Origin of the sequence: Methylobacterium thuringiense, from assembly GCF_022179645.1 — a bacterium.
In the GTDB taxonomy this organism is placed as follows: Bacteria; Pseudomonadota; Alphaproteobacteria; order Rhizobiales; family Beijerinckiaceae; genus Methylobacterium; species Methylobacterium thuringiense.
Map to the genome: position 1 here is coordinate 249,362 of NZ_BPRA01000015.1, position 26,950 is coordinate 276,311.

The following is a 26,950-nucleotide window of genomic DNA, read 5'->3' on the forward strand; positions in this document are numbered from 1 at the left end:
GCACTCGGCCGGTTCAGACTTGGGCCAGCCGCAGAAGGTCCTGCAGGGCCGCGGTCAGCCCGGCCGGGTCGGCCGGTCCGAGCCCGAGGGCGATGGCAAGCCAGGAGCCCTCGACGAGAGCTCGCACGGCGTGGGCACGGCCCGGTTCGATGCCGTTCAGGTCCGGGTCCAGCCATGCGTCGGAGAAGCCCTGCCACCGGCGGAGCGCCTCCGGGTCGGCAAGCAGCGCCGCCAGGATGACGGGCCGGTTGCAGGCAGGGTCCGGCGCGACGAGGGCCTGGACGTAAGCCCTCAGACGACGTCCTCGCGGATCGGGATCGGCGGCCGAGAAACGGAGCAGGTCCCGCTGAAGCCGGGCGATGAGGTCGTCCAGCAACGAGGCCCGCAGCCTCGCCTTGCTGGGGAAGTGATGGAGGAGCCCGCCCTTGCTGGTGCGCGCCTCCCGCGCGACAGCCTCCAACGTCAGCGCCTGCACGCCGTGGCGCAGGAGTACGCGGGAAGCGGCCTGGAGGAGCCGCTCCTTGCGGTCCGAGCCCTTCCGGGCGCGGATCGGCGATGCTGGCGGCGTGGCCGATGCCATCGGGTCGTGGGCCACGAGCATCACGCCGGCACCTGTCCGTGGCTATGCGGGTCCGCGGCGGGCACCGCCTTTCCTTCGCCCTGACCGGGCTTGATCCGGTACCAGCCGACATACAGTGCGGGCAGGAAGAACAGGGTCAGGAAGGTGCCGGCGATGATGCCGCCGATCATGGCGTAGGCCATCGGCCCCCAGAAGATCTCGCGGGCGATGGGGATCATCGCGAGGCTGGCGGCGGCGGCGGTTAGGAGAATGGGCCGCATGCGATGGCAGGTCGCCTCGACCACCGCGTCCCACCTCGGCATGCCCGTGGCCTCGTACTCCTCGATCTGGGCGACCATGATCACCGAGTTGCGGATGATGATGCCGATGAGGGCCAGCACGCCGAGGATGGCGACGAAGCCGAGGGGCGCCCCCGAGGGCAGAAGGGCCGCCACGACGCCGATCAGGCCGAGGGGCGCGACGCTGACCACCAGGAAGAGCTTCTGGATGCTCTGCAGCTGCACCATGAGGAAGAAGGCCATGGCGAGGAGCATCACGGGCGCCACGGCCGCGATGGGACCGGAACCCTTCCCGCTTTCCTCGACCTCGCCACCCGTCGCGAGGACGTAGCCTGGGGGAAGCGTCTTCCGGAACGCCTCGATCTCGGGCTTCAGGGCGGCCACGACCGTGGCCGCCTGCGTGGCGTCCTTGATTGTGGTCTTCACGGTGATGGTGGGGAGCCGGTCGCGCCGCCAGACGATGGGTTGCTCCAGGTCGTAGCGGATTTTGGCGAAGGCCAGCAGGGAGACGGTGCTGCCGTTGGGGAGCGGGACCTGCAGGCTCTTCAGCGTATCGATGGAGTGCCGCTCGGCGGCCTGGGCGCGGCTGACCACGTTTACGAGATAGATCGAATCCCGGACTTGGGTGATGCTGCCACCGCCCACGACCCCGTTGAGGATCGTGGCGATGTCCTTCGAGGTGATGCCGAGCTGGCGGGCCTTGTCCTGCAGGATCTCTACCTTCAGCACCTTGCCGGGCTCGTTCCAGTCCAGCGTCGGGACGGACAGGCTGGCGTTCGCGGCGACGATGTTCGACAGTGTCATCGCCGACTGGCGCACCACCTGCAGGTCGGGACCGCCGATCCGGTACTGGATCGGGCGTCCGACCGGCGGCCCGATGTCCAGTGGGTGTACGAAGACGTCGGTGCCGACGAAGTCCCGCTTCGCAACCTTGCTCAGGCGAGCGATGGTGCGACCGCGCGCTTCCAAGGAGGCCGTCTCGATGACGATCTGGCCGAAGAAGGCATTGGCGAGCTGCTGATCCAGCGGAAGGTAGAAGCGGACGGCGCCCTGTCCGACGTAGGACGTCCAGTGCCGGATCTCGGGATCGCCCTTCAGCACGCTCTCGAAGCGGTCCATCTGCGCCTGCGTCTCGCCGATGCTGGCGTTCTGCGCCAACGTCATGTCGACGAGGACCTCAGGGCGATCCGAGGACGGGAAGAACTGCTGCTGCACGAAGCCGAGGCCATAGACGGAGGCCCCGAGCAGCGCGACGCAGAACGTCACCGTCAGCCAGCGATGGTGCATGGCGGGCAGGAGCAGGGCGCGGAAGGCCGAGAGCGTGCGGCTCGGCTTGTCGTGGTGGCCCTTGATCGTCTTCGGCAGGATCTTCACTCCGATCAGGGGGGTGAACGCCACGGCCACCACCCATGAGACGAGGAGCGACACAGCGATCACGACGAAGAGCGAGTAGGTGTATTCGCCCGCCGACGAGCCGTTGAAGCCGATGGGGATGAAGCCGGCCACCGTCACGAGCGTGCCCGTCAGCATCGGGAAGGCGGTGGAGGTGTAGGCGAAGACCGCGGCCTTCTGCAGGCTGTCGCCGACCTCCAAGCGTGCGACCATCATCTCGACGGAGATCATGGCGTCGTCGACGAGCAGGCCCAGCGCGATGATGAGCGCGCCGAGCGAGATGCGCTGGAGCGTCACCCCCATGGCGTCCATGATCACGAAGGTGATGGCCAGCACCAGCGGGATGGAGAGCGAGACCACGAGGCCGGCGCGCCACCCTAGGCTGATGAAGCTCACCGCCAGTACGATCACCACCGCCTCGACCAGAGCCTGGACGAAGCCGCCCACCGCCTCCTCGACGATCTTGGGCTGATCGGAGACGAGGTGGATGCCGACGCCCGCGGGCAGATCCGCTTCCAGTTCGCGCATCTTATCCTTCAGCGCCTCGCCGAAGTGGAGGAGGTTGGCGCTGGCCTGCATGGCGACGGCGAGCCCGATGGCGGGCTGGCCGTCGTAGCGGAACAGCGCCTCGGGCGGATCGGTGAAGCCGCGGGAGATCTCGGCCACGTCCGAGAGCCGGAAGAAACGGTCGTTGATTCGAAGGTTGATGGCCTTCAGGCTGTTCTCGTCCGTGAACTGCCCGCCGACGCGTACGCTGACTTGCTCGGGCCCGGCCTGGACCACGCCCGAGGGCTGGACGGCGTTCTGGGCCTGGAGGGTGTTGATGACGCTCTGCATATCTATGCCGAGCGCGGCGAGCTTGCGCACCGAAAAGTCGAGGTAGATCACCTCGTCGCGCGCGCCCAGGACCTGGGTCTTGCCGACGTTCTCCACGGCAAGGACGCCGGTGCGCACCTGCTCGACGTAGTCGCGGAGCTGACGCATCGAGAGGCCGTCCGAGGTGAAGGCGTAGACGTTGCCGAACACGTCGCCGAACTCGTCGTTGTAGCCCAGCGGCTGGACGCCCTGCGGGAACGTACCCTGGATGTCGCCGAGGCGCTTGCGCACCTGGTAGAACAGCCACGGGATCGTCTTGGGGGGCGTGGTCTCGCGAAGGTTCACGAACACCGTAGTCTGGCCCGGGGTCGTGTAGCTCTTGGTGTAGTCCACGGCGTTGATCTGCTTGACCTCCTTCTCGATGCGCTCGGTCACCTGTTGGAGCGTCTCGTCGATGGTGGCGCCCGGCCAGCGGGCCTGGACGACCATGGTCTTGATCGCGAAGGCCGGGTCCTCCTCGCGCCCGAGCTTGGTGTAGGCCATGGCCCCGGCCACCAGCGCGATGGCCATGAGGAACCAGATGAAGGACCGGTGGGACAGCGCCCATTCCGAGATGTTGAAGGATTTCATCGGCGCATCCTTGCGCGGCTCGACAGGTCGGGAACCCGCGGGTGAACGGGAAGGGCGATTGAATGGGAAGAGCGAGGCGGATCGGGCCTAGAGGCCGGTCTCGGGGAGCCGGACCGCCTGGCCCTCGGTGAAGCCGTGGACGCCGGCGACGGCGACTTTCTCGCCGGCCTTGAGACCGGTCCCGACGAACGCGCGTCCCTCCTCGCGTTCCAGGATCGTGACCTCGCGGCGGTTGATGGTCCTGCCGTCCGGCGCGACGACCCAGACCGCGGCATGGCCGTCGTCCTCGACGACAGCCGTCGACGGCACGGGGAAGCGCGGGGAGACCGGGCGCTCGAACGCGACCGTGACGGTATTGCCGAGACGGAAACCATCGGGCGGATCGATCAGGGACATGCGCACGCGTCGCGTCCGGGTCGAGGCTTCGGCCAGGGGACCGATCTCGCGCACGCGGGCCCGGGCGGTGACCTCGGGCACCTCCTGAAGCCTGACGGTGAACTCGATGTCCTTCGGCAATTCGCCGATCAGATCGTCCGGGATGTCGACCACGGCTTCGCGCACGTCGGGACGCGCCACCGAGACGACGACCTGACCCGCCGGGATCACCTGTCCGACTTCGGCGCTCCACGACGTGACGACTCCGTCGAAACCTGCGGTCAGCGTGGCGTAGCCGAGCTCGTCGGTGGCCTTCTGCAGGGCGGCCTTGGCCTGGGCCAGCCGGGCGTCGGCGGTGTCGCGATTGGCCACCGCCCCGTCGAGCTGGGCCTGCGTCACGGCACTGTTGTTCTCGAACAGGATGCGTTGCCGCCCCTCCGCGGCCGAGGCGTTCTTCACCTGTGCCTGGGCATCGGCCACGTCGGCGCGGGCCCGCACCAGGGCGAACTGCTGCACGGTGGGATCGAGGGCGGCGAGCCGCGTGCCCTTGGCGACCTGGTCGCCGACGAAGACATCGCGAGCGACGATGCGACCGCCGATCCGGAAGCCGAGTTGGCTCTCGTAGCGTGGCTGGACTGTGCCCGCGAAGGGGCCGAATATCCGGGCTTCCTCCAGTGCCACGGTCGCCGTCAGGACCGGGCGAACAGGCGGCGGGGCTTCGGCCTTCTGCTCCTTGCAGCCAGAAAGAGCGACGAGGACAGCGATGGGGAGGACGAGGCGGCTCACGGCGTGCCCTTTCCGGCGACGGTGACCTTCCGGCCCGGTGACAGGAATTGGATGCCGGCGGTGACGACCTCCTCGCCGGGCTCGACGCCACCGGCGAGGACGATGCCCGAGCCTTCGTAGCGTTCGATCTCGACCGGCTTGGGCGACACGCTCCCCGTACCCGCGTCGAGGACCCAGACCGCCGATGCGTCCTTCCAGCGAAAGAGCGCGCTCCATGGCAGGGTCACCGCATCCCGCGGACGCAGGCGGGCACGTCCGAGCACCACCGCCCCCAGCGACATCCCGGCCGGCACGGCGTCGAGACCGATCTTCACACGCACGCCGCCGGAGTTCGTGTCCACGGTGGGGGAGATCTCCCGCACGGTCCCGACGGTGGTCACGCGCGGGTCGGCCTGAAGCGAGACGTCGACCTTCCGGCTCTCGGGGGGCGGCTCCAGCAGGATGGTCGGCACCGTGAAGACGGCGTCGCGGCTCCCGTCCTGCGCCAGCGTGAACACGGTCTGTCCCGAGGAGACCACCTGGCCCGCCTCCGCGCTGCGGGCGGTGATGATGCCGGCCACGCCGGTTCGAAGCTCGGTGTAGGTGAACTGCTCCTTGGCCGTCCCGAGGGCCGCCCGGGCCGAGTCGACCGACGCCTGCGTCGTTCTAAGCTGCTGCTCCGCCCCGTCGTAGGTGGTGCGGGTGGTATAGCCGCTCTTCATCAGGGTCTGCTGGCGCTCGAAGTTCACCTTGGCTTGGGTGAGGAGCGCCTCGGCGGAGTTTAGCGCCGCCTGGGCGGTGTCGACGTTGACCTGTTGCTCCTGCGGCTCCAGCCTCGCGATGACCTGATTGGCCTGGACGTGGTCCCCGACCTCGGCCAGGCGCTCCGCGATCTTGCCGGTTACACGGAAGGAGACGTTGGATAGATACTTCGCCTGGATGTCCCCGCTCAGCACCACGTCCTCCGAGACCGGGGTGCGGATCGCGGTGACCGTCTTCACGGAGACCGCCTCGGTCGTAGGCCGACCGTCGGCCGCAACCGCATCGGCGGCGGCGAGCAGCGCGACAGAAACAAGCGTCAGGCGGGTCATCATGGGATCGGGCTCCGTGTCACCCGCGTGGATGGGAGGCGAAGGAGCGGCTGCGAGGGGGCGGAGCAGCCGCTCCTTCTTGGCCGTCGAACCTGAGGAGGGGGCGACGGCCATTCCGGTGCCCCGGGATGGGGCGAAAAGGTTTTCCCGGCGCGGTGATGCGGCCGTGACGGCGACGCGCTTGCCGGAATGCCCTTGATCTACTAATAACTAACCAGTCAGTCAACAGGGAACGAAATGAGCAAGGCGGCGGTCGGACCGAGGCAAAGACGCAAGGAAGCGCGACCGGGCGAGATCCTGGAGGCGGCGTTCGAGGAGTTCGCCCTCAAGGGCTTCGCCGGGACGCGGGTCGACGACGTCGCCGTGCGCGCCGGGATCACGAAGGGCACGGTCTACCTCTACTTCCCGAGCAAGGAGGATCTGTTCGTCGCCACCTTCAAGGAGATGGTGCAGCCGACCCTCGACCTGCTCGCCAGCTTGGCGACCAATCCGAAGGGCCCGGCGATGGAGATCCTTCGGGCCTACTTCCGGTTCGTCTACGACGCCCTGGTCCATGACCGACGCGGCCGGGAGTTGCTCCGGCTGCTGCTCGCCGACGGGACACGCTTTCCGGAACTGGCTGTGCGGTGGCACGACGAGGTCATCGGGCCGGTGAACGCCCGGTTGGCCGCCGTCCTCGCCTACGGTGTGGAACGCGGCGAATTCCGGCCGGTCGCGGCGAGCGAGTTCCCGAACCTCATGATGGCAGCCGCGGTGTCCGCCTCGATCTGGCGCACGCAGTTCGGGGATGCCTACCCCATGGATATGGCCGCCTACTTCGACGCCCACCTCGACATGCTTGAACGGACCCTCGTCGTGGGCCGCGCAGGCGAAGGTCGCTGAGATTCGATCAGGAGGACGTCATGGAAATCGCGGTCCTTACGGCCGCCACCGGCCTGGCCGGCTCCCTCGTGGGCGCGGCCTCGTCGCTGGTGACGACGTGGCTGACCCAGAACGGCGCGCGCAAGGCGCAATGGCAGGCACAGGAAGCGGGAAAGCGCGAGGCGCTCTACGACGAGTTCATCGCCGAGGCGTCGAAGTGTCTGGCCGACGCGATCACGCACGATCCGGAGGGGCCGGAGGTGGTCGTCGGCATGTTTGCCATCATCGGTCGCATGCGCCTGAGATCGACACGTCCGGTGATCGAGGCGGCCGAGCGGCTGCTGTCGCGCGTGGTCGACATCTACGCCTCGCCGAACCTGACCTTCGCCGAGATCCAGGACAGGATCAGGCAGGGGAAGGACGCAGACCCCCTCGCCGACTTCGGTGAAACCTGCCGCCGGGAACTCGAAGTCCTTCGGCTTTAAGGCGAAACCGGAGCGCATTGGCGGCCGTCCTCGCGAGGGCGATGCTTGATGTGTGTGGCGTTAGACCGGTGAGGACACTCATGGCAGGTCAAGGACCAAGTCGTGAATTTGCTGCGGACGTTCGCTTGCTGCGGCGGAGACACGGCGCTGCTCCTCTTCGGGAACAGCATGAGGCCACTCTCAAGCACCTGCATCCCGAGACCGTTGCAAGCGATGCCAACCGATGCGCGCGCGCCTCAGCCCTGTCCCTAATTCAGATTAGGATTGGTAGGTCTCAGCTCCCTCAGGATGACCCTTCATCCACCAAGTTCGATCTGCTCTCTTCAAAGGGACGGAGCCGCCCTTCAGTCAGGCATTTTGTGGCCTTGAACGATCTAATTGGCGCCTGACAGCGATCAGAGGCGGGGTTGTGTGCTCTAAGGCAAGCCAAAAGGTCATCGCTTCCTGAACACTCAGACCACGAACGTCCGCTCCCGGGAGTACCATCGACGGGCTACTATGGCAGGGTCGGGTCGGGACCCGTCCGCTCTACGACCGGGTTGGGTGGATTTCTGCCCGTCTGCTTTCGAGCGACCAGGCACGATAGCAGACGTCGTCGCTGGGCCCACTCACGGCCCATACCGGCCACCCGAACGGTGTGAGGATGATTGATGAAGGTCAGAAGCCGAGGCCGTCGAGTTCCGCTGCCATGGCATCGACGAACACCCGTGCCCGCGTCGGCATTCCACGCCCGGATGCGATGAGCGCGTAGACCGGGGTCGGCGCACTGGCATGGCTCGGGAGCACCCGTTCGAGGCGGTTGGCGGCGAGATCCGCCGCAAGGTCGAGGGCAGACTTCAGCATGATCCCTCCACCCGCCAGCGCCCAGTCGTGCACCGCATCGCCGCTATCCGAGCGTAGGCGCGTTCGCAAGCGAACGTCCGTCTCGATGCCGTTCGGGCCGACCAGCCGCCAGGTCGTGGGGGCATCGCCGTAGCTCAACCCGTCATGGGCGGCGAGGTCCGCCGGGCACGACGGGCGCCCATGCCTGTCGAGGTAGCTTGGCGACGCGACGAGGATGCGCCGGTTTTCGGCCAGTCGGCGCATGACCATCGTGCTGTCCTGCGGCGGACCGATGCGGATCGCCACGTCGATGCGCTCGCCGATTAGGTCGACGACCCTGTCGTCGAGCGTCAGGTCGACGTCGAGGCGTGAATGCAGGGCGACGAGACGGCCCAGGACCGGGGCCACGTGCCGACGCCCGAACGAGACCGGCGCACCGACCCGCAGCAATCCCATCGGTTGGTCACGTCCGGTCTTGAGCCGTTCCTCGGCGGCCTCGATGGCATCCAGCGCCCGATCCACCTGCACGAGCAGGGCCTGGCCCTCGTCGGTCAGCGAGAGGCTGCGCGTCGTGCGCTGGATCAGCCTGGTCCCAGCGCGCCGTTCCAGGGTCGTCAGCCGCTTGCTGACCACCGCCAGGCCGACGCCGAGTTCGCGCGCCGCCGCGGTCAGGCTGCCGAGCGCCGCGATGCGTCGGAAGGTGCGCAACTCGTTCAGATCGTCCAACATCCGCTCTCAACCGTCGTTCAAGTGTGTCTCCACGATCAGCGTCCTTATGCGCTCGATTTGCAAGAGCTAGATCCTGGTCATGAACCGGGACGCCTCAAACCTCGACCACCGCGCCCATCGCGACCGGCCTGCCCGACTCGGCCGAATGAACCCCCCTCCCACGCAGCAGCACGCGGAGACCTGAACGATGCCCATGGACCTGAACGGACGCAGCGTCCTCGTCGTCGGCGCGGCCGGCGGGATCGGCTCGGTGACGGCGGAAGCCTTCGCCCGGAACGGCGCCCGCGTCGTCGCGGCGGGTCGACCCGGTCCGAAGCTCGACGCGGCCGCGCGGACCGCCGGTGCGGAGCCCGCCGCCCTCGACTTCACGGACGAGGCGGCTGTCGAGGCGTTCTTCGCTGACCGAACCGCCTTCGACCACGTCGTCGTCGCGGCGGCGTCCACCAAGACTGGCTCGGTGGCCTCGCTTTCCCTGGCGGATGCCAAGGCGGCGATGGAGTCGAAGTTCTGGGGCGCCTATCGAGTCGCGCGGGCCGCGAGGGTCGTCGATGGCGGATCGCTCACCTTCGTCTCGGGCTACCTCAGCCAGCGTCCCGGTCCCGCCGCGGTGCTGCAGGGGGCGATCAATGCCGCCCTCGATGCGCTTGCCCGAGGGCTGGCGCTGGAGCGGGCGCCGGTGCGGGTGAACACCGTCTCGCCGGGGCTCGTCGACACGCCGCTCTACGCCAAGATGGATACGGCCGACCGGGTGGCGATGTTCGAGACGCGCGCCGCGCAGTTGCCGGCACGCCGGATCGGGCAGCCGGACGACATCGCCCAGGCGATCCTGTTCGTGGCGACTAACCCCTTCGCCACAGGCTCGACCGTCACCGTCGACGGCGGCGGCACCATCGCCTGACGGCGCGGTCGATGCGCCTCGACCACGTCACCCTGCGCGTCCGGGACCTGGACGCCCATCGCCGGTTCTTCAAGGCGGTCCTCGACCTGCGGGACGGGTTCCGTCCGGCCTTCGGCTTCCCCGGGTGCTGGCTCTACGCGGGCTCCGAACCCGTCGTGCACCTCATCCCGGCCCGGCCCGGCGGCGCCGAGGCCGCGCCGAGCGGCGAGGGCATCGATCACGTCGCCTTTCTGCGCGACGACCATGACGCGTTCTGCGAGCGGCTCGATCACCACGGCATCCCCTACGGCCGGATGGAGCTTCCCGAGATCGGCGAGCGCCGCCTGTTCATCCACGCGCCAGGCGGCGCGCTGATCGAGGTAGCGTTCCGGGAGCCGACGCCAACGCCCCGAACACAGGAGGCCTTGCCATGATCCCGCACGTCCGTCCCATCGCCCTGGCTCTCGTCCTCGCATCCGCGCCCGCCGCGGCGGAGACGCTCGTGGCGCCGAAGGTGCTGATCTTCGATGCCGATCAAGCGACGCAGCAGCGCGACGCCGTCGTCCTGGCGGCACGCCGCTACGCCACATTCTGGAACACCGGCGATCCGACTTACGCGCGGGCGGCCCTGGCCGACGGCTTCGTGGACGAGACGCCGCCGCCCGGCCGCGTCCAGGGCCCGAGCGGGCCGCTCCTCGCGTCCGAGGGGTTTCGCAAGGCGGTCCCCGACCTGACCTGCGAGGTCGAGCAGATGATCGTCGCCGGAGACCGGGCGGTGCTGCACCTACACCTGCGCGGCCATTTCACCGGTTCGTTCGAGGGCCGCCAGGGCCGGGGCGAACCGGTCGCGTTCATCGCGACCGACATCTACCGCGTCGTCGACGGGCGCATCGCCGCCAACTGGCACATCGAGGACAACCTCACCTTGCTGCGTCAGCTCGGCGCCGTGCCTGCTCCGTAAAGGCACCGGCCGTTCCAGACGCCTTCACTGTTCAAGGAAATCAGACCATGCCCGTCGCCCGTTGCCCCGTCATCATCAGCCTCGCGCTCGCCGTGCTGGCGGGCGCCCTTTCCGTTCCGGGCGTCGGCCGGGCCAAGGCCGCGGAAGATCCTCGACTTGCGGTGGCGATAACCCTCGACGTCCCGTCGACCGGAATTAGCATCGCATCGGACGGACGGCGCTTCCTCGTGCTCGCGCGCCTGGACGGCTCGGCCGGTCCGCAGGTGGTGGAATGGAAGGATGGCCGCCTCGCCCCATACCCGGACGCGGCCCGGAACGGCTGGACCAAGGGCGACGACCCGGCCAAGGCCTTCATCCGCGTCAACGCACAGCGCATCGGGCCGGACGGGGCCCTGTGGCTGGTCGACACCGGCGCACCGGGCATCGGCAATCCCGTCCTGCCCGGTGGGCCGAAGCTGATCCGCGTCGATCTTGCGACGAACGCCGTCGCGCGCATCTATCCTCTGGCCGCTGTGACGCGAGCCGACAGCTTCGTCGACGACGTCCGCTTCAACGGGGGACACGCCTACCTCACGGACGCGGGCGCGCCCGGCCTGATCGTGCTCGATCTCGCCACCGGGCAGGGACGGCGCGTCCTCGACGGGCATCCCTCGACGGTGAGCGACCGACCGGTCTCGGCCGAGGGCAAGCCGATGCACGGTCCCGACGGCAAGCCCCTCCACATCCATGCCGATCAGCTTGAGGTCTCCCCCGACGGACGCTGGTTCTACTACCAGCCGAGCTCCGGCCGGATGTCTCGCATCGCGACGCGCTATCTCGACGACCCCTCGTTGAGCGATGCGGCCCTCGCCGCCTACGTCGAGCCGTTCGCCGAGACCCCCTCCACCGGTGGCACCGCCATCGACGCGGCGGGCAACCTCTACGTCAGCGACACCGACCGGCTCGCGGTCTTGAGGTTCGCCCCGGACGGCACCCGTACCACCGTGGTCCAGGACCCGCGCCTGGTCTGGGTCGATGCGATGTGGATCGACGATGCCGGCAAGCTCTGGATGCCGGCGGCGCAACTGAACCGTATGGCGCCGTTCAACGACGGGACTGACCGGGTGGCGAAGCCGCTGACCGTGTTCACGCTCGCCATCGACGCCAAGCCCGCGCCGAACGACCATCGGTGATCCGTGGAAGGCGCAGACCCTGAGCGTGGCCGTCCGCCCTCGTCACCGCACCGGTTCCCGCGACAGGCCGCCAGAGACGTCGTCCTCGACGGAAAGGGATCACGCTATGCGAACCGAACCGGTTCTCAGGTTCGAGGAGCTATCCATGCTAGTCAAGCCAGGGCTCACAGGGCGACGTCCTCGAAGACACTCGCATGAACACTTCGGGGCGAAAGTCGGGGTCCGCTTACCAAACCGAGCTGAAATTGCCTGATGGTCAATGAACGGCCGCTTATAGGATACGCCGACGACGTTTCTTACGACTGGCATGGGTCGGGACCCGTCGGTCCGTTCTACGGCTGGGTTGGGTGGAAAGCCGCCGGTCCGCTCTTCGCCTCGTATCGCTCAAAGCGGACCTCGCAGCCGAAGTTCAGGACCCGGAATACTCCCCGTCGGTAACCTGCTCCATCCACGTCACGGCCTTGCCGTCGAGCCGCTCCTGGATCGCGATGTGGGTCATCGCTGTCGACGCGGTGGCCCCGTGCCAATGCCGCTCGTTCGGCTCGAACCAGACCACGTCACCCGGCACAATTTCCTCGATCGGGCCGCCCTCACGCTGGACCCAGCCGCGCCCGAACGTGACGATCAGCGTCTGGCCGAGCGGGTGCGTATGCCACGCCGTGCGTGCGCCGGGCTCGAAGGTGACGCTCGCCATCGCGAAGCGGGCTGGATCGGGAGCGCTGTGAAGTGGATCGATCCGCACCGTGCCGGTGAACCAATCGGACGGTCCCTGGCCCGAGGGCTGACTACCGCTGCGCTTGATGTCCGTGGGATCCATCCACTGTCCGGTTCAGAAACGCGCGTCAGAGCGACCAGCCGCCGTCGACCGAGATCGCCGCACCCGTGACGAACGCCCCGAGGTCGGAACACATCCACAGGACGGCTTCGGCGATCTCCTCGGGCTTGCCGAGCCGCCCGACGGGCTCAAGGTCGATCGCCTTCTGGATGTCGCCGCCGGTAAAGCGGTCCATCATCGGCGTCTCGATGTTTCCGGGCAGGACGGCATTTACCCGGATGTTCGCCTTCGCATAATCGAGGGCGGCCGACTTGGTCAGGCCGATGAGGGCGTGCTTGGAGGCGGCGTAGCTCGCGCCGCCCGCTACGCCCCTGATGCCAGCGCCGGAGGAAGTGTTAACCAACACGCCGCCGCCCTGGCGCAGCATCTGCGCGATCTCGTGCTTCATGCACACGAATGTGCCGCGCAGGTTGATGTCGAGGATGCGGTCCCACTCGTCGAGGGTGATCTCGTGGACGGGAGCGGCCTTGTTCTCGACGCCGGCATTGTTGAAGGCGCAGTCGATGCGGCCGAACCGCTCGGTGGTTTTGGCAACCGCCGCCTCGACATCCTCCGGCACCGACACGTCGCACCGGATCGCGAGCACCTCGCCGCTCGCCGCTTCGATCTCGGCGCGAAGCTGATCGAGCGCTGCCTCTGTCCGGTCAGTGATCGCGACCTGCGCGCCTTCCCGCGCGAAGGCGAGCGCGGCGGCGCGGCCGATACCGCTGGCCGCGCCCGTGATGAAAGCGACTTTTCCGGTGAAGCGATGCATGTCTCGATCTCTCAGCTGACCTCGATGGGCCAGACGTAGACATCGAGCGGGCTGACGATCAGCCGCTTGATCCTCATCGGAACGATGAGCCTCGCTCAACGCCGGAGTACGACCGCTACAGGTTGAGCGGCCTGACCTCACGGATCAGATCGATGAGGAACCGCAATCCGGTCGGCAGTTGGCGTCGTCCGGGGAAATAGACATGAAAGCCGGGCCCCATCGGAGCCCAGTCCGCCAGCGCGACGCGGAGTTCGCCGCGCTCGACCGAAGGCGCGACGCACGGCTCAGGCAGGTAGGCCAGACCGCCGCCGGCCACCGCGAGCGCCAAGCAGAATTGCGTGTTGTCGATCGTTACCGCCCCGGGGACGTCGAGCGCGATGGCCTCGTCCGCCCTCTCGAATTCCCAGCGGTAGAGGCTCTCGTCGCCGAGCCGAATGCGCATGCAGCGGTGGGCTGCGAGGTCGCGCGGATGATCCGGCGTCCCATGCCGATCGAAATAGGCCGGCGCGCCGACCACGACCCAGCGCAGGTCGGCCGACAGACGTTGAGCGACCATGTCCTGAGGGACCGAGCCCCCGTAGCGGATGCCGGCATCGGCTCCGGTCTCCACGACGTCGAGCAGGTCGTTAGACACCCGGACGTCGACCTCGATCTTTGGATGACGCTCGTGGAAGAGCGGGAGCACGGGGGCGAGCAGCAGCGTGCTCGCGTGCTCCAGCACGTTGAGCCGGATCCGCCCTATGGCCTTGATTGGCTCCCGGTGCTGGTTGAGCACGTCGAGCGCGGAGGCGATCGCCGCGAACGGAGCTTCCAGCGTAGCGAGCAGATCTTCCCCTGCCGCCGTAAGTGTGACGCTGCGGCTGGTGCGGTTGATAAAGCGAACGCCGTGGCGCGCCTCCATCGCCTTAAGCGCATGGCTTAAGGCGGAGGCGCTAACGCCAAGCTCCAGACCCGCCCGCCGGAAGCTGCGGTGGCGCGCGATGGCGAGAAAGGTCCCGAGGTCGGCCAGATCGGTTCGATTGATCCGCATAAGGCCAGTGGAGTGTCTGCTAGCGGGAAAGCAATCCGTATCGCGGCGTGACCGCGTTGGGTCGTTATCCGCCTGTCGGCGCACGAAAGGGCACTGAAGACTGACGCACCCCCGAGCATGAAAGTATTCCTCTGCTTCCTCGGGGCGATCTTCCGGACCCCGGCACTATGGGATGTGACGGTCGCGGCCCACACTCGCCGCACGCCCCGGCCTTCTGAGGCTGAGGACGCCAGACCCCGATGCGACAGGCGTCCTCGCGTCAGCATGGATTAGTTCGGGATGAGTTCGCGGGCCGGGCCACCGGTCTCCTGGCCACGGGCCTGGGCGTAGCTCGGAAGCGCGGGGTTCTTGGCGTTGCCGCTGTCGGTGTCCATGCGTCCGAGCCAGTACGGGGAGCCGACGGTCGCTGAGGGAGGCTCCGTCAGGACCGAGTGGGTGTCGGTGTGCTGAACGGTGCGAGCCTCCGAGGCACCCGTCAGAACGGCAAACGTACAAGCGGACGCGATAAACAGACCCGAGAGGTTCTTGAGGTAGTTCATGGCATGTCTCCAGTCATCCTGCCAGGAACGACGATATCTGGCAGCGATAATCGGACAGACGCCAGCTTCCATCTGTTATTCCCGACCGCGCTCAAGATCTTTTTCTAGGCGTTTCGGGTCACTCCATTGTGAGGAGCCACCTCGAAAACCCGCTAAAAAAGGCGTCGGGATGCTGGAATAAACCGAGATTGGCAGCGTCCATGCCTCCGTAGCCAGCCCCGGAGTGTCTCCGGTCCAGCCGGCGCGAATGCAGGAGCCCCGCCCATGCCAAGAGACCGGACATGACGGACATGATGCGCCTCATCGAGCCGCTGATCCCGGCCCTGCGCCGCTATGCGCGGGCCCTTCTGCGCAATCCCACCGATGCCGACGATCTCGTGCAGGACTGCCTGGAGAAGGCGGTCGGTCGCTGGCACCAGCGCCAGGCCGACGGCGATGCACGGACCTGGCTCTTCGCCATCGTCCACAACCTCGCGGTGACGCAGATGCGCCAGCGCGCCCGCCGCGGAGCCCACATGCCGATCGAGGAAACGGCGGAAGCCAATCTCGCCGTGGCGCCCACCCAGGAGAGCGGCCTGCGCTACCGGGATCTGATGACGGCCCTGGAGGCGCTGCCGGAGGAGCAGCGCAGCGTCCTCCTGCTGGTGACGGTGGAGGGCCTGTCCTACGCCGAGACCGCGCAGGTCCTCGCCATCCCGACCGGGACCGTGATGTCCCGCCTGTCCCGGGCGCGGGACCGGATGATCCAGTCGATGGACGGTGCCGAGACGGCCGTTCCCGCCAAGCGCCCGCTCCTGCGGAGGGTAAAATGACCACGCGTCCGATCAGCGAAGACGATCTCCAGGGCCTCGTGGATGAGCGCCTCGATGAAAAGCGGCACAGCGAGGTCGAGACTTATCTCGGCGACCATCCGGATGCCCGGGCGCGGGTCGCACGCATGGTCGCCCTGCGCGAGGACATGCGCGCCGCCTTCGCGCCCATCGCGGCCGAGCCGGTGCCGGCCCAGCTCAACCTGTCGCGCATCGTCGAGGCGCGCCGTCGCCCAGCTCCTCCCGCCTGGCGGGCGATGGCGGCCGGGCTGCTGCTCCTCGTGGGCGGCGCCGGCGGGTGGGGCCTGCGCGAGGTGGTCTCGCCCGTCCCGACCGGCATCGAGGCGTTGGCCCAGGAGGCGAGCACGAACTACGCGGTCTATGCCCCCGATCATACCCGGCCCGTCGAGCTCGTCGCCGCAAACCGCGATGAGCTCGCCGGCTGGTTCTCCGACAGGCTGAAGCGGCCGGTCGGCGTGCCGGACCTGAGCGGTTCCGGCTACCGCCTCATGGGCGGGCGCCTTGTCGCCACGCCGCAGGGGCCCGCCGGCTTGCTGATGTACGACGAAGGACACGGCACCCGCTTTGTCATGCTGATGCGGCCGATGGCCCAGCCCGGTGACGCGCCGATGCGTGCGCATACCTCGGAGGCGTCGAACGGCTACGCCTGGGCCCAGGACGGGCTAGGCTACAGTCTCGTTGGTGCCGTCGACCCGACCGTCCTGCACCCGCTGGCCAACGAGATCCGTCGCGCCACCGCGAAAGCCATCTGAAGGTCCGCCATGTCCCTCCTGAACGATCTCACCGGCGCTAGTCCCGGCTTAAGTCCGCGCGCCGTCTTCCTGCGGCTTGGTGCCATCGGAGCTCTGGTCGCCGGCACCGCGGGGGCCTTCGCGTATGCCGGAGGCTGGCTCTCGCCGGGGGACCTCACCCAGGCGCGCATCGTCGATCGCTTCGAGCAGATCAACGGCCCCCATCCGGGATTCCGGCGCAACCACGCCAAGGGGCTCTGCCTCGCCGGGCGCTTCGAAAGCAGCGGCGGGGGGGCGCGCCTGTCGAAGGCTTCCCTGTTCGCTGCAGGACAGGTCACCCCCGTCACCGGGCGCATCGCGCTCGCCGGCGGACAGCCCTCCGCGGCGGATGCGGTCGCGACAGTGCGTAGCCTCGCACTTCGCTTTCATCTTCCCGATGGGGAGGAATGGCGCACCGGCAACAATGACATCCCGGTCTTCCCGGTACGGACGCCAGAGGCGTTCTACGCCCAGCTCCTTGCCGCCAAGCCCGATCCGGCCACGGGCAAGCCCGATCCCGAAGCGCTGAAAGCGTTCTTCGCCGCGCACCCGGAGAGCGCGAAGGCGGCGGCTCTGATCAAAGCGCGGACGATCACCTCCGGGTTCGCCGACGACACCTTCCGGAGCCTGAACGCTTTCCGCTTCGTCGCCGCGGACGGCAACGAAACGCTCGTGCGCTGGGCCTTCGTGCCGGAGCAGGCGGCCACAGCAGAGAGCCCCGCTCAGACAGCGCGCGCAGACAAGAATTTCCTGTTCGACGACTTCGCGGCCGTAATCCGTCAGGGTCCCGTGCGCTGGCACCTCGTTGTCACCTTGGGTGCGCCCAAAGAAGCTAGCGCCGACGCGACCCTTCCCTGGCCGTCCGAAGGAGCGAGCGTCGACGTCGGCAGAGTGGTCGTCACGGCGACGGAGGCGGAAGCGAGCGGCAATTGCCGCGACGTGAACTTCGACCCCCTCGTCCTGCCCGCCGGCATCGTCGGATCGGACGATCCACTGCTCAGCGCACGCTCGGCGGCCTATTCGCAATCCTTCACGCGCCGAGCCGGCGAACCGAAGGCGCCGAGCGCCGTCCACGACACCCCTGTCTCAGGAGCCGGATTGTGAGCGACCCTGTGCACTTCAACCTGCAGGCTCGGCTGCTGCATTGGACCATGGCGGCGATGGTCCTGGCCATGCTGTTCATCGGCGTAGCGATGGTGACCTCGGTGGCTCACTATCACGCCCTCGTCGCGCTGCACCGGCCCCTCGGCATCGGCATCCTAATCCTCGCGGTGCTGCGTCTGATTAACCGCTGGCGCAGTCCACCGCCTGAATTGCCGTCGGACCTTCCAGGCTGGCAACGGCAGGCAGCGCACGCGTCGCACATTCTGCTCTACGGGTTGATGCTCGCGCTGCCGCTGGTCGGCTGGGCGATGCTATCGGCGGCCGGCTACCCCATTGGCATTGCCGGCTCCGTCGTGCTGCCGCCGATCCTGCCACGCGATCCCGCCCTCTACACATGGCTCCGTCCGCTACACACGGTGTTTGCCTACACGCTGTTCGGCATCATCCTGGCCCATCTCGGTGCCGCACTGATGCATGGACTGATCCGCAGGGATGGCGTTCTGGGCAGCATGGCCTTTCGTCTGACGGCATCCCAGCCGCGGTGATACAAACTCGGTTACATCGCCCAAGCATGTCTCACGCGGGCTAACGTCCGCTATTCGGTTGCGCTAGCTCCCGCGTGCGTGACCGGGTTGGGTCGGCAGCGGATGGTACCAACCGTCAAATTTTGACTGTTGGGTAGCGATATCAGGTAGCACTCATCGCTATTACTTCCCGGTCGGAATTGCATTCGACGGGCGTCGCGACCGTGCCCATCGTCGTCCAGCGTGTGGAGCTCGATGACCCTTGCCTGTCCGCCTTGATGCGACGACGCCCGTTCGACCCCCATCGCACCCGAAGGCGCACCGTATGATATCGCGCAAAGCCATAGGCACTTCTTAACCCGCTCGACTCCATCAAAGGGCATGATGAGCGCCCTGACAGATGAAGCCGAACGGCTCGCGTGCTTGGCAAGCCTCGGGATCCTGGACACGCCTCCCGAGCGCGAGTTCGACACGCTGGTCAGGACGGCGCAGCGCCTGTTGGGCTGTCCGATTGCCCTCGTCTCGATGGTCGATGAGACCCGGCAGTGGTTCAAGGCATCCTGCGGACTGGACGTGAGCGAGACGCCGCGGGAGGACGCATTCTGCACCCACGCGCTCCGAGCGGATGACCTGCTGATCGTCACGGACGCGACACAGGATCCGCGCTTCGCCCGCAATCCCCTGGTCACGGGCTCGCCGCATATCCGGTTCTACGCCGGCATGCCGATCCGCATCGAGCGGGCGGACAGTGCCGGTCGCATCCCCGTGGCCACGCTCTGCGTGATCGACCGGGAAGCGCGAGAGATCGACGAGACCGGTATCGCGATCCTGCGTGACCTCGCCCAACTCGCGGAAGCGCTGCTTGCCGCCCGGAGCACCACCATCAGCCTCGTCCGGCTCGCTGAGGAACGCCGAAAGGACCTGGAGGCTCTCGACCGGAGCAATCGCCAGCTTCATCAGGCTGAGCGCATGGCCCAGATCGGTTCATGGCGGCTCTGTCTGCGCACCCAGCACACGGCCTGGTCGGACCAGACCTATGCCATCCACGGGGTTCCAGTGGGTGACGGCACGCCACTGGAGACAGCCCTCGACTTCTACTCGCCGCAAGGACGCGCATTGGTCGAGGCCGCGGTGGCTCGCTCACTGTCGAGCGGCGAGCCGTTCGACATCGAGACCGACTTCCGCAATGCGCAGGGCGAGGATTTGCGGGTCCGCTGCATGGGGGAGGTGGAATTGCGCGAGGGAGAGCCTGTCGCTCTGATCGGGGTGTTCCAGGACATCACCGAGCGGTACGCCATGGAGCAGGCTCTGCGCCACACGGCACAGACCGACGATCTAACGGGCATCGCCAGTCGAAGCCGGCTTAACTTGTTCCTGGATGAGCGTATCCGCCTCGCACGCGAGAGCGACGTCGGCTTCACGCTGCTCATCATCGACCTCGACCACTTCAAGGCCGTCAACGATGCCTACGGGCACCCTGCCGGCGACGAGGTCCTACGCGTGATGGCCGACAAGCTCCAGTCGGCCTGCGGCGAGAGTGGCCTCGCTGCCCGGATAGGAGGGGACGAGTTCGCCTTGGTCGTGACCGAGGGCGCCGATGACGTTGCGCTGCCCCGCTTGCTACGAAAACTCCTCGAAGACCTGCGCTATGACGTGAGGACGGCAGGCAGGGTTATCACGGTCTCGGGCACGATTGGCGCCTGTCACTTCGATGGGACAATCGCGAGTCGGAGCAGCTTGATGAAGAAGGCGGACGAGGCCCTCTATCGGGCCAAAAACTTCCAGCGTGGGTCCGCTGCCATTCATGGCGATCCGACCGCAATCATGGCGTATATTGTTGCGCCTAAGAACATCAAACCGCCTCGCGTCGCAGGGGCTGCCCGACACCACGGCGGCCGCGTCGAACATGGCTCGTCGGAGGCTGGTAGCCGGACGGTCACACGCCCTCCGATGCCTACCTGAGGCAAACTGGCGGAGGAAGACAAATGGGCCCGCTCACACCTCGGCGGCCTTCGGTAGCGCTATGACGCCCCGTGCTCGTGGTGTCTTCACCTTTAAGCGCAGCCGATAGGTGTCGACTAAGGTCGGTCCAGAGCCCCGGCTTCCGTTGACCGCCAATGCACTTGGCCATGAGGCGTTGTCCCATTCGGGCGGACGGGTCGTCGTGACCTGGGCAGTCGAGGATCAGCCCGACGGGCAATAGTTAGGCTGGGTCTGGAACGAGCACGATGGATCGCCGCCCGAATTCCCTCACGGGCCGCGGCTATGGGTCCAGGCACGACTCATCGGTGCAGGAATTGGCGTTCCCGCTTGACTCCCGAAGGCGTCATGTGGCTTGTGAGGGATTGTTCGGGTCCCTCGTGGCCACTTCGATTTTTGCGGGCTTCCTGTTTGGCGACAGGGGGCCCGTAGTCGTTTCAGGGTCTAGCTCGCGGCGCTGATCTCCTTTTCCGGCTCACGACTCGCGATAGACGAGTCCAACCGGAGCAAGGCATGTCGGCCGGGGCGCACGGTTAAGTCAACGTTAGGAAACCCAGGCATGGCAGGTGAGACGCAACGGCCCCAATCCCGGGTTGCCTTAGCTGCGTCTGTCGCCTTCGCCATTGCCCTTGCCGGCGTCGGCACGATTGGTTGGCGCTGGTACAGCTACGTGACGGCTGGCGCCTCGCCTTATGACGAGGTCGGGATCGAAGTGAACCGACGCTTGCCTGAAGCCCTGCGTGCTTGGGGCTGCGAACGCATCAAGGAGCGGTTTCCGCGTGCAGTGCCGCCTTACGGATGCCAGCCTGGGCAGGTCTAGGAGGGAAACAGTCCTCCTCGAAGCGAAACAGCTGAGTCGACCACGTCCAAAATTGTGATAGCAGGCCGGAATGGCTGCGTGGGTTCGGATTGCGCAGCGCCTTCGATCGGAACCGCTATGCGCCTGTTCTCAGCCCTGGCCGCTCTCTACGTTGGCGTCTTGCTGCCATGCTCAGTGATGGCTCAACCGGTGGCCAATCCGAACCCGACGGTGGCTGCTCCCGATCCAGCTACCTTGAAAGCGGCCCGGGAAGTGATCGCATCGATGCAGGGCGACCGGGCAACACTGCTCAATGCGATGGCTGCGCCCATGGTGGGAATGATGCAGCAGATCGGAGTGAAGCAGCAGGATCAGGCGCAGACTCTGGTCCAAGAGGTCGTGATGCCGACCCTCACTGCCCACTACGACGAACTTCTCGACATCCAGGCTCGCAGCTTCGCTGCCACGCTCGGGAAGGAGGATCTCCAGGCCATCGCCACGTTCTACGCTTCACCAGCCGGCAAGCGGCTTGCCGCAGCGCAACCGCAGCTCGCGCAGGCGCAGATGGCGGGAACGCAGCAGTGGATGCAATCGGTGATGCCCGAGATGCAGGGCAAGCTGACCAAAGCGATCCAGGCTCATGGCTGGATGCCTGGAGCGCAGCCGAAGGCACGATGAGCCGGACCGTTGATATCGGTGAGTACACCAGGCGGATGTGTATGACAGGCAGGCCGTGATCCCAGCGATGCGGAGGGCTTAAGTAACCGTTATGCGCGAGTTACAGCGTGCTTCGCTCCTCGAACCCCGGCACCGAGCCCCCGATCGCCGGCCTCAGTCCGGGCCATGAAAGTGGGCCGCGCCTGAGCCCAACCTGGATGGCAAGCGCGAGCATCGCAAGACAGCCGCCCGCAAGGATATCCGGTAGGTAGTGGCCGCCCGATCCGATCGCAGAGACAACGACCGCTGCGTTGAGGAGCAGCGCCAGCGGCCCAAGCATTGGCACAGGGGCGAGCGCCCAAGCCGTAATGGTAGCAAGGCAGACGTGGAACGATGGGAAGGTGACGAGCCCCCGGATATCAGCCAGCGCGATGATCTTGAGCGTGCCGTTGCGCAGCTTGGCGAGGGGCTCCAGATGCCAGACTGCGCCCACCGTATCGATTTGGTCGGCCGGGACGACCTGAGGCTGATAGTAGGCGTATGGCCCAACGGCAGGCATCACGGCCGATATCAGGATCGCACCCATCAAGAGCGTCACGTAGAGCCGAATAAACGCCCAAAGCCGCCCGAGGCGCGAGGTTGCGCTGAGCGCGATCACCACGAGCGCAATCTGCGGCCCGCTCGAATGGTAGGCCAGCGCCAGCCACCACGAGAGGTCAGGGTGGGCTGCAAGGAAACCGACATAGCCGATCCAGTCGAAGCCCAGCGCCCGCTCTGCCGCTGCCAGCCCCCGATCGGTGAACGACAAGCTCAGGGTCGCAGTGAGATAGTGAAAGACCGCCACCGCCTCGGTGAAGGCGATGAGGCAGGCGGCCGAGAGCGCCATTGCCCGAAGCTTCGGCTCGGATCTCACGCGGGCCAGGACGCCGGCCGCAAGCAAGAGCGCCGCGACAACGCCGAAAGTTATCCAGAGGGCGTGGGTCTCAATCGAGATGCCAACCGCGACTAGCCAAAATGCGTCTAGGACGACGAGCCCAGCTGTCAGCGTCCAAACCCAGGGGTGAGGAGCAGCCAAGCCGAGCGCAAACCAACGCACCTTGGTGATCAAACCTGCCTGTCCCTCAGGTGTGGTCTCACCTGACACTAGGCATCGCCAGCTCACTCCCGTCCATCGCATTTCGTCCCGCCCCCGCGCGGGCGAAAGCGCCCAAAACAAAGGGGGTTACTCCCAGCTAAGCAGAACGTTCGCACTTTCTCGATGCAACGCATTTCGAAGCTGCTTGCAGCAGCCGGATGCGGCGCCTCGTCTCCTGAGCCCTGTCCCACTTGAGCCTGCTGTCAGGCCGCCGGGTCCCCATTGTACCCAGATCGGATCGAGCGGCAGGGCCGAGCTGGTAACCACTTACACTAGGCGCGTTGCTCCATAGGCAATTCAGGCTGCGACCAGTAAGCGAAGGTCGCTCCCTCGATACGTTCGCCGTCGCTGGTGATGTCGATCTGGCCGTCCAGACGATCGGTTGCGAGCATCCACCGCGCGATACCCGCGGCAAAGCCGCGAGCTAGATCGATTGAGGTAAACTCGGCAGGACCGATCGCGATGACAAGGCCGGTCGCGTCGCGGGCTTTGACCTCATACATATCGAAAGCCTCCAACCTTTGCTTTCGGTTCATATGGTCCGGCCAGCGGACATTAGGCAACTTGGTTGCGGGCTGTAAGCGTGACGACTCATGCTTGGCAGTGAACTTTAGGTGTTTTGCCTGGTTCCCGACGCATCGTCGAGCGCAAGATCGCGCACAACGGCGTCACGGATTAGCATGCCGCTCTACCGCATTAACCTCCAGTACGGGGTCGAAAAACCTCAACAGTTCAACAATCTGGCGCCAGATGATGCCACGGCACGGGCGACCGCCCTGGCAATGGTGGCATCGTTTGGCGGCGACACTCAGCGCCTTGAGGATGAAGGTGCGATCGTAGTCCAAGTCACCGATGATTCCGGGCGACTGGTCTCGACCATCAGGCTGGTCTGTTCGATCCTCTAAGCGTCAATCGGTGATGCACTTGGACGCCAGCTCGCAGCCTGCCATCCTGAATCAGTAGCGAATGCTTAGCTTTTGCACTCCAAGCTGGCCTTGTCGGTCGGGCATTCATGCTCGCTGCACGTCGAAACAGCGCCTAACCTCCCCCTCGGGCGCGGGCTCTACGTGCAGCTGACGCTCGCCACCCGGAGACGGGCAGGAGCAGGAAGGCTCACCCCGGCTCCCCGGGGCGGGCCTTTCGCAGTTTAGATCGCACCGTTCGCATGAGGCGCTGCATGGATGGCCAGCCAAACCATTGCTGCGTCAGACATCGTCAACCGTCCCACGATCATGCGCTGCGGTATCGCCGCCTTGATCGTCCGCTCCTGTCTCGTCCCACGCTTGCAGCCACGCCGCGCGGTCCTCCGATCCCTCAGGATACGGGCAGCTATCGCGTGTCTTCCCGTAGGCACGCGCGTTGCGGCCCTTGATGAAGGGGCTATCGCTCGCCGTAGCACCTGCTGTCATGATGATCCTCCCAAGGCTTAGCGGTCAGCTTTTTCGCCAGCGGTCGTCAATTCGATGTACCGGCGGGTCGTCGGCCCTACGAGTTCGCGAACCTTCTGCGCCATGCCCTGCTCTTCCTTTAGGGACTGCTGAAAGCCCGTGGTGTGGCCGCTCTGTCCGGCAGCATCGGCGATCACGAGCAACGACTCGTATGCTGCGATCTCGAAATTCTCGAAGGCGTGATTGGCGTAGGTATTCTTCAGGATCTCGTCTTGGGCCGGCGTATGACCCAATGCCATCATGTTGCCGACGAAGCCGAGGAAGCCCTCCTTGATCGTCGAAGGGCTGTCGCCGAGGCTCTGCAGTGCCTCCTCCAGCCGATCCCGCTGCCCGTGAGTTTCGTCGACGTGACGGCGAAGTGCCTGCTCCATCTCAGGATAGTTTTTCAGCCGCTCGATCTGCCGCTCCATGATCTGAAGGGCCTGCATCTCGATCGCATGCGTGTTCTTGAGAGCGGTAACGTAAATTTCGCGTGTGTCGATCGCCATGGCGTTTGCCTTTTCTCACCCGAGCACGTGGCTCGATATGCAAGGCAACCGCCCTGTCGTGCGGCCAAGTTCCAACTTGGAACAAAGCCGCGTGTTTCGCGGATCCGCTGTCAATCTTTGCCCAGAGCCCTCCATGAATTCCACGGGAACACCCAAGAGGTGCCTACGGTTTGCCTGATCTCATACCTTTGCAAACCACAGATGGGGAGCCAGTATGAATCGGCGTAAAGAGACATCTGAGGCGAGGCAGGCAGATCGGGGCAAGTCTACGCTTTTCGCGTTGATCGTCGGACTTGGTGTGGCACTTGCAATGGGTGCTGCAATCCTGGCCTACCAAGGACTGAAAGCACCTGCTGATCCTTCAAACCAGAGTCTTAAAAATCGTCGAGCAGACATTCAATCGATGTTGAAGGCTCTCCCTCGAATGAACAACAGGATAGCCTAAACAATATATCCTCAGCTTAGCCCAAACTCCTGGTGGGACAAAAGCTTGAATCGAGCACCTCGTATGAAAACTTCCAACAAGCCAGCACCGCCGCCTGCGAGCGATAAAAAAGAAGAGGAGCCGGTTGGCGGCCTAACTGCACCAGTCGTCTTAAATGACAAGAACCACGAGGGCCCGAAGACCGGCGGATATGATGATCATTCCCTCGATCAGACTTCAAGCAACGAAAAGGGCGGATACGGCACGGGCTGACTTCGACGCTATCGAGAGGTACCCAGCGGCCAGTGGCTCGAACCTCAGGTCCGAGGGCGCGGCACCGTGATCTCGACGGTCTCGCCGGTGAGCGGGTTGAGGATGAGCATGGCCGGCGCCTTCGATGAGAAGTGCCTAGAAAACGCTCAAGCTCGGCTATGGAGCCCCTCGATCCGGACAATTGCGCCGACGTGGTCAATGAAATGTTTACCCTGACCGGCACGGTCTGCCTGCGGCCGCTCGGCAACCTCATTCTTGGGTCGTACTCGAGCGATTAGGGACACTTCGTGCTGATGGCCAATTTGATCGAGCTTCTCAAAATCACTGAGTACCGCTGATGTCGCTTTGGCCGAAGCGCGGTCCAGGTGGGTACACGGTTGGAGGCCGGCGGGCCTGCGCGCTTGATACGGTGCGAGTGGTCGTGGGCGATGCGCCTCGCGCAGCTGATAGATTTGCGGCCGCACCCGCGACTGGGGCAAGAGCCGTTGCAACGCTTAGTGCCCCGGAAAGGAAATCACCGGCGTCGGACAGAGTAGGCCCTGCCGAACCCCCTTCCGCGTCCTCCGTCACAGTACGAACCGGTTCAGCATAAGGCCGAACCTTCTCATAGGCCGGGCTTGCTGCGCTACCCGCACCGTTCGGCTCCTCACCCTCGACACGTCCATAGGCTACGCCTGGCCGTCGAGCGTCATCTACGGGGTGCTTGGCTCGATATGACTCGCGAGCCAGTTCTTCACGAAGCAAATATCGCAGCCCTCCTCTCAGTCGGTAGATCGCACCATGTTCGACTTCAGGGGACAGTTTTAGATCACGGATCCTCTGTACCTGGTCCTCGATAGTATCTTGGCGACCCCGAGGAGCGTCGCCGCGGGCAGATTTGGACGACTTACGCTGCTTTTTTTTAATCTCGGGTGGGTCGAAGCTATTTACAGCGTCACCGGGCACCCACAATCCCGTATGGTCGCAGCAGGCGGTGCTGGATGGCATGCGAGTATCGTGGATCCACGTCTTCGTAGACTTGTCGTAACGTGCCTTCGGGTTGCGCCACAGGCCTGTCTGAGACTCCCAATGCCAACCATCGCCGCTGCGATATTGCTCGGGCGAATAATGGTCACTCGCGGCTAACGGTGCAGCAGCTGAGATTAGACATGTGCCGATCGATAACAGCGCGATGATTCTGCTGCGCATCGAAGCCTCCAAGTTATTGGGGACTGATCACACGGCGTCTTCAATGCGGTCAAGGGTTGCAGATTGATACGCGACCACTGTTGCAAATTAGACAAACCACCTGTGGCGGGCGCTTGCTGCGACCACTGAAATCGCTTGCCAGAATACTCACCAATATGTGCCCTCTGAAAGAGCTACCCCTGCGCGCCGCCGTCGTTCGCGGTCATGAGCTGATCCGGCCGTAGGCTCTCGTTGAGCTATTCGATTTTGCCCTTCTCACTGCGAAAGGCGCCCAGGAAGCGTGACAGCCCTTTTAACGCCGAGTCATCGGTCGGATCAATCGAAGGCTCCGGTTCTGG

At 65.8% G+C, this 26,950-nt stretch carries 28 protein-coding genes; 15 read left to right on the top strand and 13 right to left on the bottom strand.

The annotated features are described in order from the left end of the window. Window positions 1–13 precede the first annotated feature (13 nt). The 4 genes from MFF07_RS17225 to MFF07_RS17240 form a co-directional block, all read right to left on the bottom strand. Window positions 14–601, bottom strand: a complete 588-nt coding sequence (locus MFF07_RS17225) for a TetR/AcrR family transcriptional regulator (protein WP_147830050.1) — start codon at window positions 599–601, stop codon at window positions 14–16. Further along, entirely contained in the window at window positions 601–3,696 is a 3,096-nt protein-coding gene (locus tag MFF07_RS17230) for an efflux RND transporter permease subunit (RefSeq protein WP_238232448.1), read from the bottom strand. Before MFF07_RS17230 ends, MFF07_RS17225 begins: the two co-directional genes overlap by 1 nt. An 87-nt stretch (window positions 3,697–3,783) precedes the next feature. Next, window positions 3,784–4,857, bottom strand: coding sequence for an efflux RND transporter periplasmic adaptor subunit (locus MFF07_RS17235; protein ID WP_147830054.1), 1,074 nt, complete (start codon window positions 4,855–4,857; stop codon window positions 3,784–3,786). After that, window positions 4,854–5,930, bottom strand: a complete 1,077-nt coding sequence (locus MFF07_RS17240; protein WP_147830056.1) for an efflux RND transporter periplasmic adaptor subunit — start codon at window positions 5,928–5,930, stop codon at window positions 4,854–4,856. The genes MFF07_RS17235 and MFF07_RS17240 overlap by 4 nt, the downstream gene beginning before the upstream one ends. Window positions 5,931–6,164: 234 nt before the next feature. Between MFF07_RS17240 and MFF07_RS17245 the strand changes: the two genes are divergently transcribed. Next, window positions 6,165–6,809: a TetR/AcrR family transcriptional regulator gene (locus tag MFF07_RS17245; RefSeq protein ID WP_147751753.1), complete on the top strand. Its 645-nt coding sequence runs from the start codon at window positions 6,165–6,167 to the stop codon at window positions 6,807–6,809. Between the two features lie 20 nt (window positions 6,810–6,829). Then, the gene (locus MFF07_RS17250; RefSeq protein ID WP_147764908.1) at window positions 6,830–7,273 is read left to right on the top strand and encodes a hypothetical protein; all 444 of its coding nucleotides are present in this window, start codon (window positions 6,830–6,832) and stop codon (window positions 7,271–7,273) included. 657 nt (window positions 7,274–7,930) lie between these two features. Here MFF07_RS17250 and MFF07_RS17255 read toward each other — a convergent pair. Further along, window positions 7,931–8,824 carry a LysR family transcriptional regulator gene (locus MFF07_RS17255; protein ID WP_238232449.1) on the bottom strand — a complete coding sequence of 298 codons (894 nt, stop codon included), beginning with the start codon at window positions 8,822–8,824 and terminating at the stop codon, window positions 7,931–7,933. Window positions 8,825–9,011: 187 nt separating this feature from the next. On the opposite strand from MFF07_RS17255, the gene MFF07_RS17260 reads away from it, so the two are divergent. From MFF07_RS17260 to MFF07_RS17275, 4 genes are read left to right on the top strand one after another with little or no spacing between them, the layout of a single operon-like run. Continuing rightward, window positions 9,012–9,722, top strand: coding sequence for an SDR family oxidoreductase (locus tag MFF07_RS17260; RefSeq protein WP_147830059.1), 711 nt, complete (start codon window positions 9,012–9,014; stop codon window positions 9,720–9,722). A gap of 11 nt (window positions 9,723–9,733) precedes the next feature. Next, on the top strand, window positions 9,734–10,135 hold the full coding sequence (locus tag MFF07_RS17265) for a VOC family protein (protein WP_238232450.1): 402 nt from the start codon (window positions 9,734–9,736) through the stop codon (window positions 10,133–10,135). Further along, window positions 10,132–10,662, top strand: coding sequence for an ester cyclase (locus tag MFF07_RS17270; RefSeq protein ID WP_147830063.1), 531 nt, complete (start codon window positions 10,132–10,134; stop codon window positions 10,660–10,662). The genes MFF07_RS17265 and MFF07_RS17270 overlap by 4 nt, the downstream gene beginning before the upstream one ends. A 47-nt stretch (window positions 10,663–10,709) precedes the next feature. Continuing rightward, window positions 10,710–11,834, top strand: coding sequence for an SMP-30/gluconolactonase/LRE family protein (locus tag MFF07_RS17275; protein ID WP_147830066.1), 1,125 nt, complete (start codon window positions 10,710–10,712; stop codon window positions 11,832–11,834). A 409-nt stretch (window positions 11,835–12,243) separates the two neighbouring features. On the opposite strand, the gene MFF07_RS17280 is transcribed toward MFF07_RS17275, so the two are convergent. The 4 genes from MFF07_RS17280 to MFF07_RS17295 all read right to left on the bottom strand — a co-directional run bounded on the left by MFF07_RS17280 (window position 12,244) and on the right by MFF07_RS17295 (window position 14,992). Continuing rightward, window positions 12,244–12,651: a (R)-mandelonitrile lyase gene (locus MFF07_RS17280; RefSeq protein WP_238232451.1), complete on the bottom strand. Its 408-nt coding sequence runs from the start codon at window positions 12,649–12,651 to the stop codon at window positions 12,244–12,246. Window positions 12,652–12,676: 25 nt separating this feature from the next. Continuing rightward, a complete protein-coding gene (locus MFF07_RS17285) occupies window positions 12,677–13,423 on the bottom strand; it encodes an SDR family NAD(P)-dependent oxidoreductase (protein WP_238232452.1) in 747 nt (248 codons plus the stop codon). Between the two features lie 115 nt (window positions 13,424–13,538). Next, on the bottom strand, window positions 13,539–14,453 hold the full coding sequence (locus tag MFF07_RS17290) for a LysR family transcriptional regulator (protein ID WP_238232495.1): 915 nt from the start codon (window positions 14,451–14,453) through the stop codon (window positions 13,539–13,541). A 269-nt stretch (window positions 14,454–14,722) separates the two neighbouring features. Next, window positions 14,723–14,992: a hypothetical protein gene (locus MFF07_RS17295; RefSeq protein WP_238232453.1), complete on the bottom strand. Its 270-nt coding sequence runs from the start codon at window positions 14,990–14,992 to the stop codon at window positions 14,723–14,725. A gap of 281 nt (window positions 14,993–15,273) precedes the next feature. On the opposite strand from MFF07_RS17295, the gene MFF07_RS17300 reads away from it, so the two are divergent. The 7 genes from MFF07_RS17300 to MFF07_RS17335 all read left to right on the top strand — a co-directional run bounded on the left by MFF07_RS17300 (window position 15,274) and on the right by MFF07_RS17335 (window position 21,677). Beyond that, a complete protein-coding gene (locus tag MFF07_RS17300) occupies window positions 15,274–15,804 on the top strand; it encodes a sigma-70 family RNA polymerase sigma factor (protein WP_238232454.1) in 531 nt (176 codons plus the stop codon). Further along, a complete protein-coding gene (locus tag MFF07_RS17305) occupies window positions 15,801–16,574 on the top strand; it encodes an anti-sigma factor family protein (RefSeq protein WP_238232455.1) in 774 nt (257 codons plus the stop codon). Before MFF07_RS17300 ends, MFF07_RS17305 begins: the two co-directional genes overlap by 4 nt. Before the next feature lie 9 nt (window positions 16,575–16,583). Next, the gene (locus MFF07_RS17310) at window positions 16,584–17,696 is read left to right on the top strand and encodes a catalase family peroxidase (RefSeq protein ID WP_238232456.1); all 1,113 of its coding nucleotides are present in this window, start codon (window positions 16,584–16,586) and stop codon (window positions 17,694–17,696) included. Further along, window positions 17,693–18,241 carry a cytochrome b gene (locus MFF07_RS17315; RefSeq protein WP_238232457.1) on the top strand — a complete coding sequence of 183 codons (549 nt, stop codon included), beginning with the start codon at window positions 17,693–17,695 and terminating at the stop codon, window positions 18,239–18,241. The genes MFF07_RS17310 and MFF07_RS17315 overlap by 4 nt, the downstream gene beginning before the upstream one ends. Before the next feature lie 360 nt (window positions 18,242–18,601). After that, window positions 18,602–20,182: a diguanylate cyclase domain-containing protein gene (locus MFF07_RS22565; protein ID WP_283206828.1), complete on the top strand. Its 1,581-nt coding sequence runs from the start codon at window positions 18,602–18,604 to the stop codon at window positions 20,180–20,182. A gap of 577 nt (window positions 20,183–20,759) precedes the next feature. After that, window positions 20,760–21,020 (top strand): hypothetical protein, encoded by a 261-nt coding sequence (locus MFF07_RS17330; RefSeq protein ID WP_238232458.1) that lies wholly within the window; start codon window positions 20,760–20,762, stop codon window positions 21,018–21,020. Window positions 21,021–21,137: 117 nt separating this feature from the next. After that, a complete protein-coding gene (locus tag MFF07_RS17335; protein WP_238232459.1) occupies window positions 21,138–21,677 on the top strand; it encodes a DUF2059 domain-containing protein in 540 nt (179 codons plus the stop codon). Window positions 21,678–21,777: 100 nt separating this feature from the next. Here the strand turns inward: MFF07_RS17335 and MFF07_RS17340 are convergent, their stop codons facing one another. Next, window positions 21,778–22,764: a phosphatase PAP2 family protein gene (locus tag MFF07_RS17340; protein WP_238232460.1), complete on the bottom strand. Its 987-nt coding sequence runs from the start codon at window positions 22,762–22,764 to the stop codon at window positions 21,778–21,780. A gap of 299 nt (window positions 22,765–23,063) precedes the next feature. Beyond that, window positions 23,064–23,294, bottom strand: a complete 231-nt coding sequence (locus MFF07_RS17345; RefSeq protein WP_238232461.1) for a hypothetical protein — start codon at window positions 23,292–23,294, stop codon at window positions 23,064–23,066. A 177-nt stretch (window positions 23,295–23,471) separates the two neighbouring features. On the opposite strand from MFF07_RS17345, the gene MFF07_RS17350 reads away from it, so the two are divergent. Then, window positions 23,472–23,696: a DUF6894 family protein gene (locus MFF07_RS17350; RefSeq protein WP_238232462.1), complete on the top strand. Its 225-nt coding sequence runs from the start codon at window positions 23,472–23,474 to the stop codon at window positions 23,694–23,696. A gap of 300 nt (window positions 23,697–23,996) precedes the next feature. On the opposite strand, the gene MFF07_RS22635 is transcribed toward MFF07_RS17350, so the two are convergent. Both MFF07_RS22635 and MFF07_RS17355 read right to left on the bottom strand, forming a co-directional pair. Further along, on the bottom strand, window positions 23,997–24,200 hold the full coding sequence (locus MFF07_RS22635) for a ribosome modulation factor (protein ID WP_306424646.1): 204 nt from the start codon (window positions 24,198–24,200) through the stop codon (window positions 23,997–23,999). Window positions 24,201–24,217: 17 nt separating this feature from the next. Beyond that, window positions 24,218–24,727, bottom strand: coding sequence for a ferritin-like domain-containing protein (locus MFF07_RS17355; RefSeq protein ID WP_238232463.1), 510 nt, complete (start codon window positions 24,725–24,727; stop codon window positions 24,218–24,220). A 508-nt stretch (window positions 24,728–25,235) separates the two neighbouring features. Between MFF07_RS17355 and MFF07_RS17360 the strand changes: the two genes are divergently transcribed. After that, window positions 25,236–25,424, top strand: a complete 189-nt coding sequence (locus MFF07_RS17360; RefSeq protein WP_238232464.1) for a hypothetical protein — start codon at window positions 25,236–25,238, stop codon at window positions 25,422–25,424. Window positions 25,425–26,950: the final 1,526 nt, after the last annotated feature.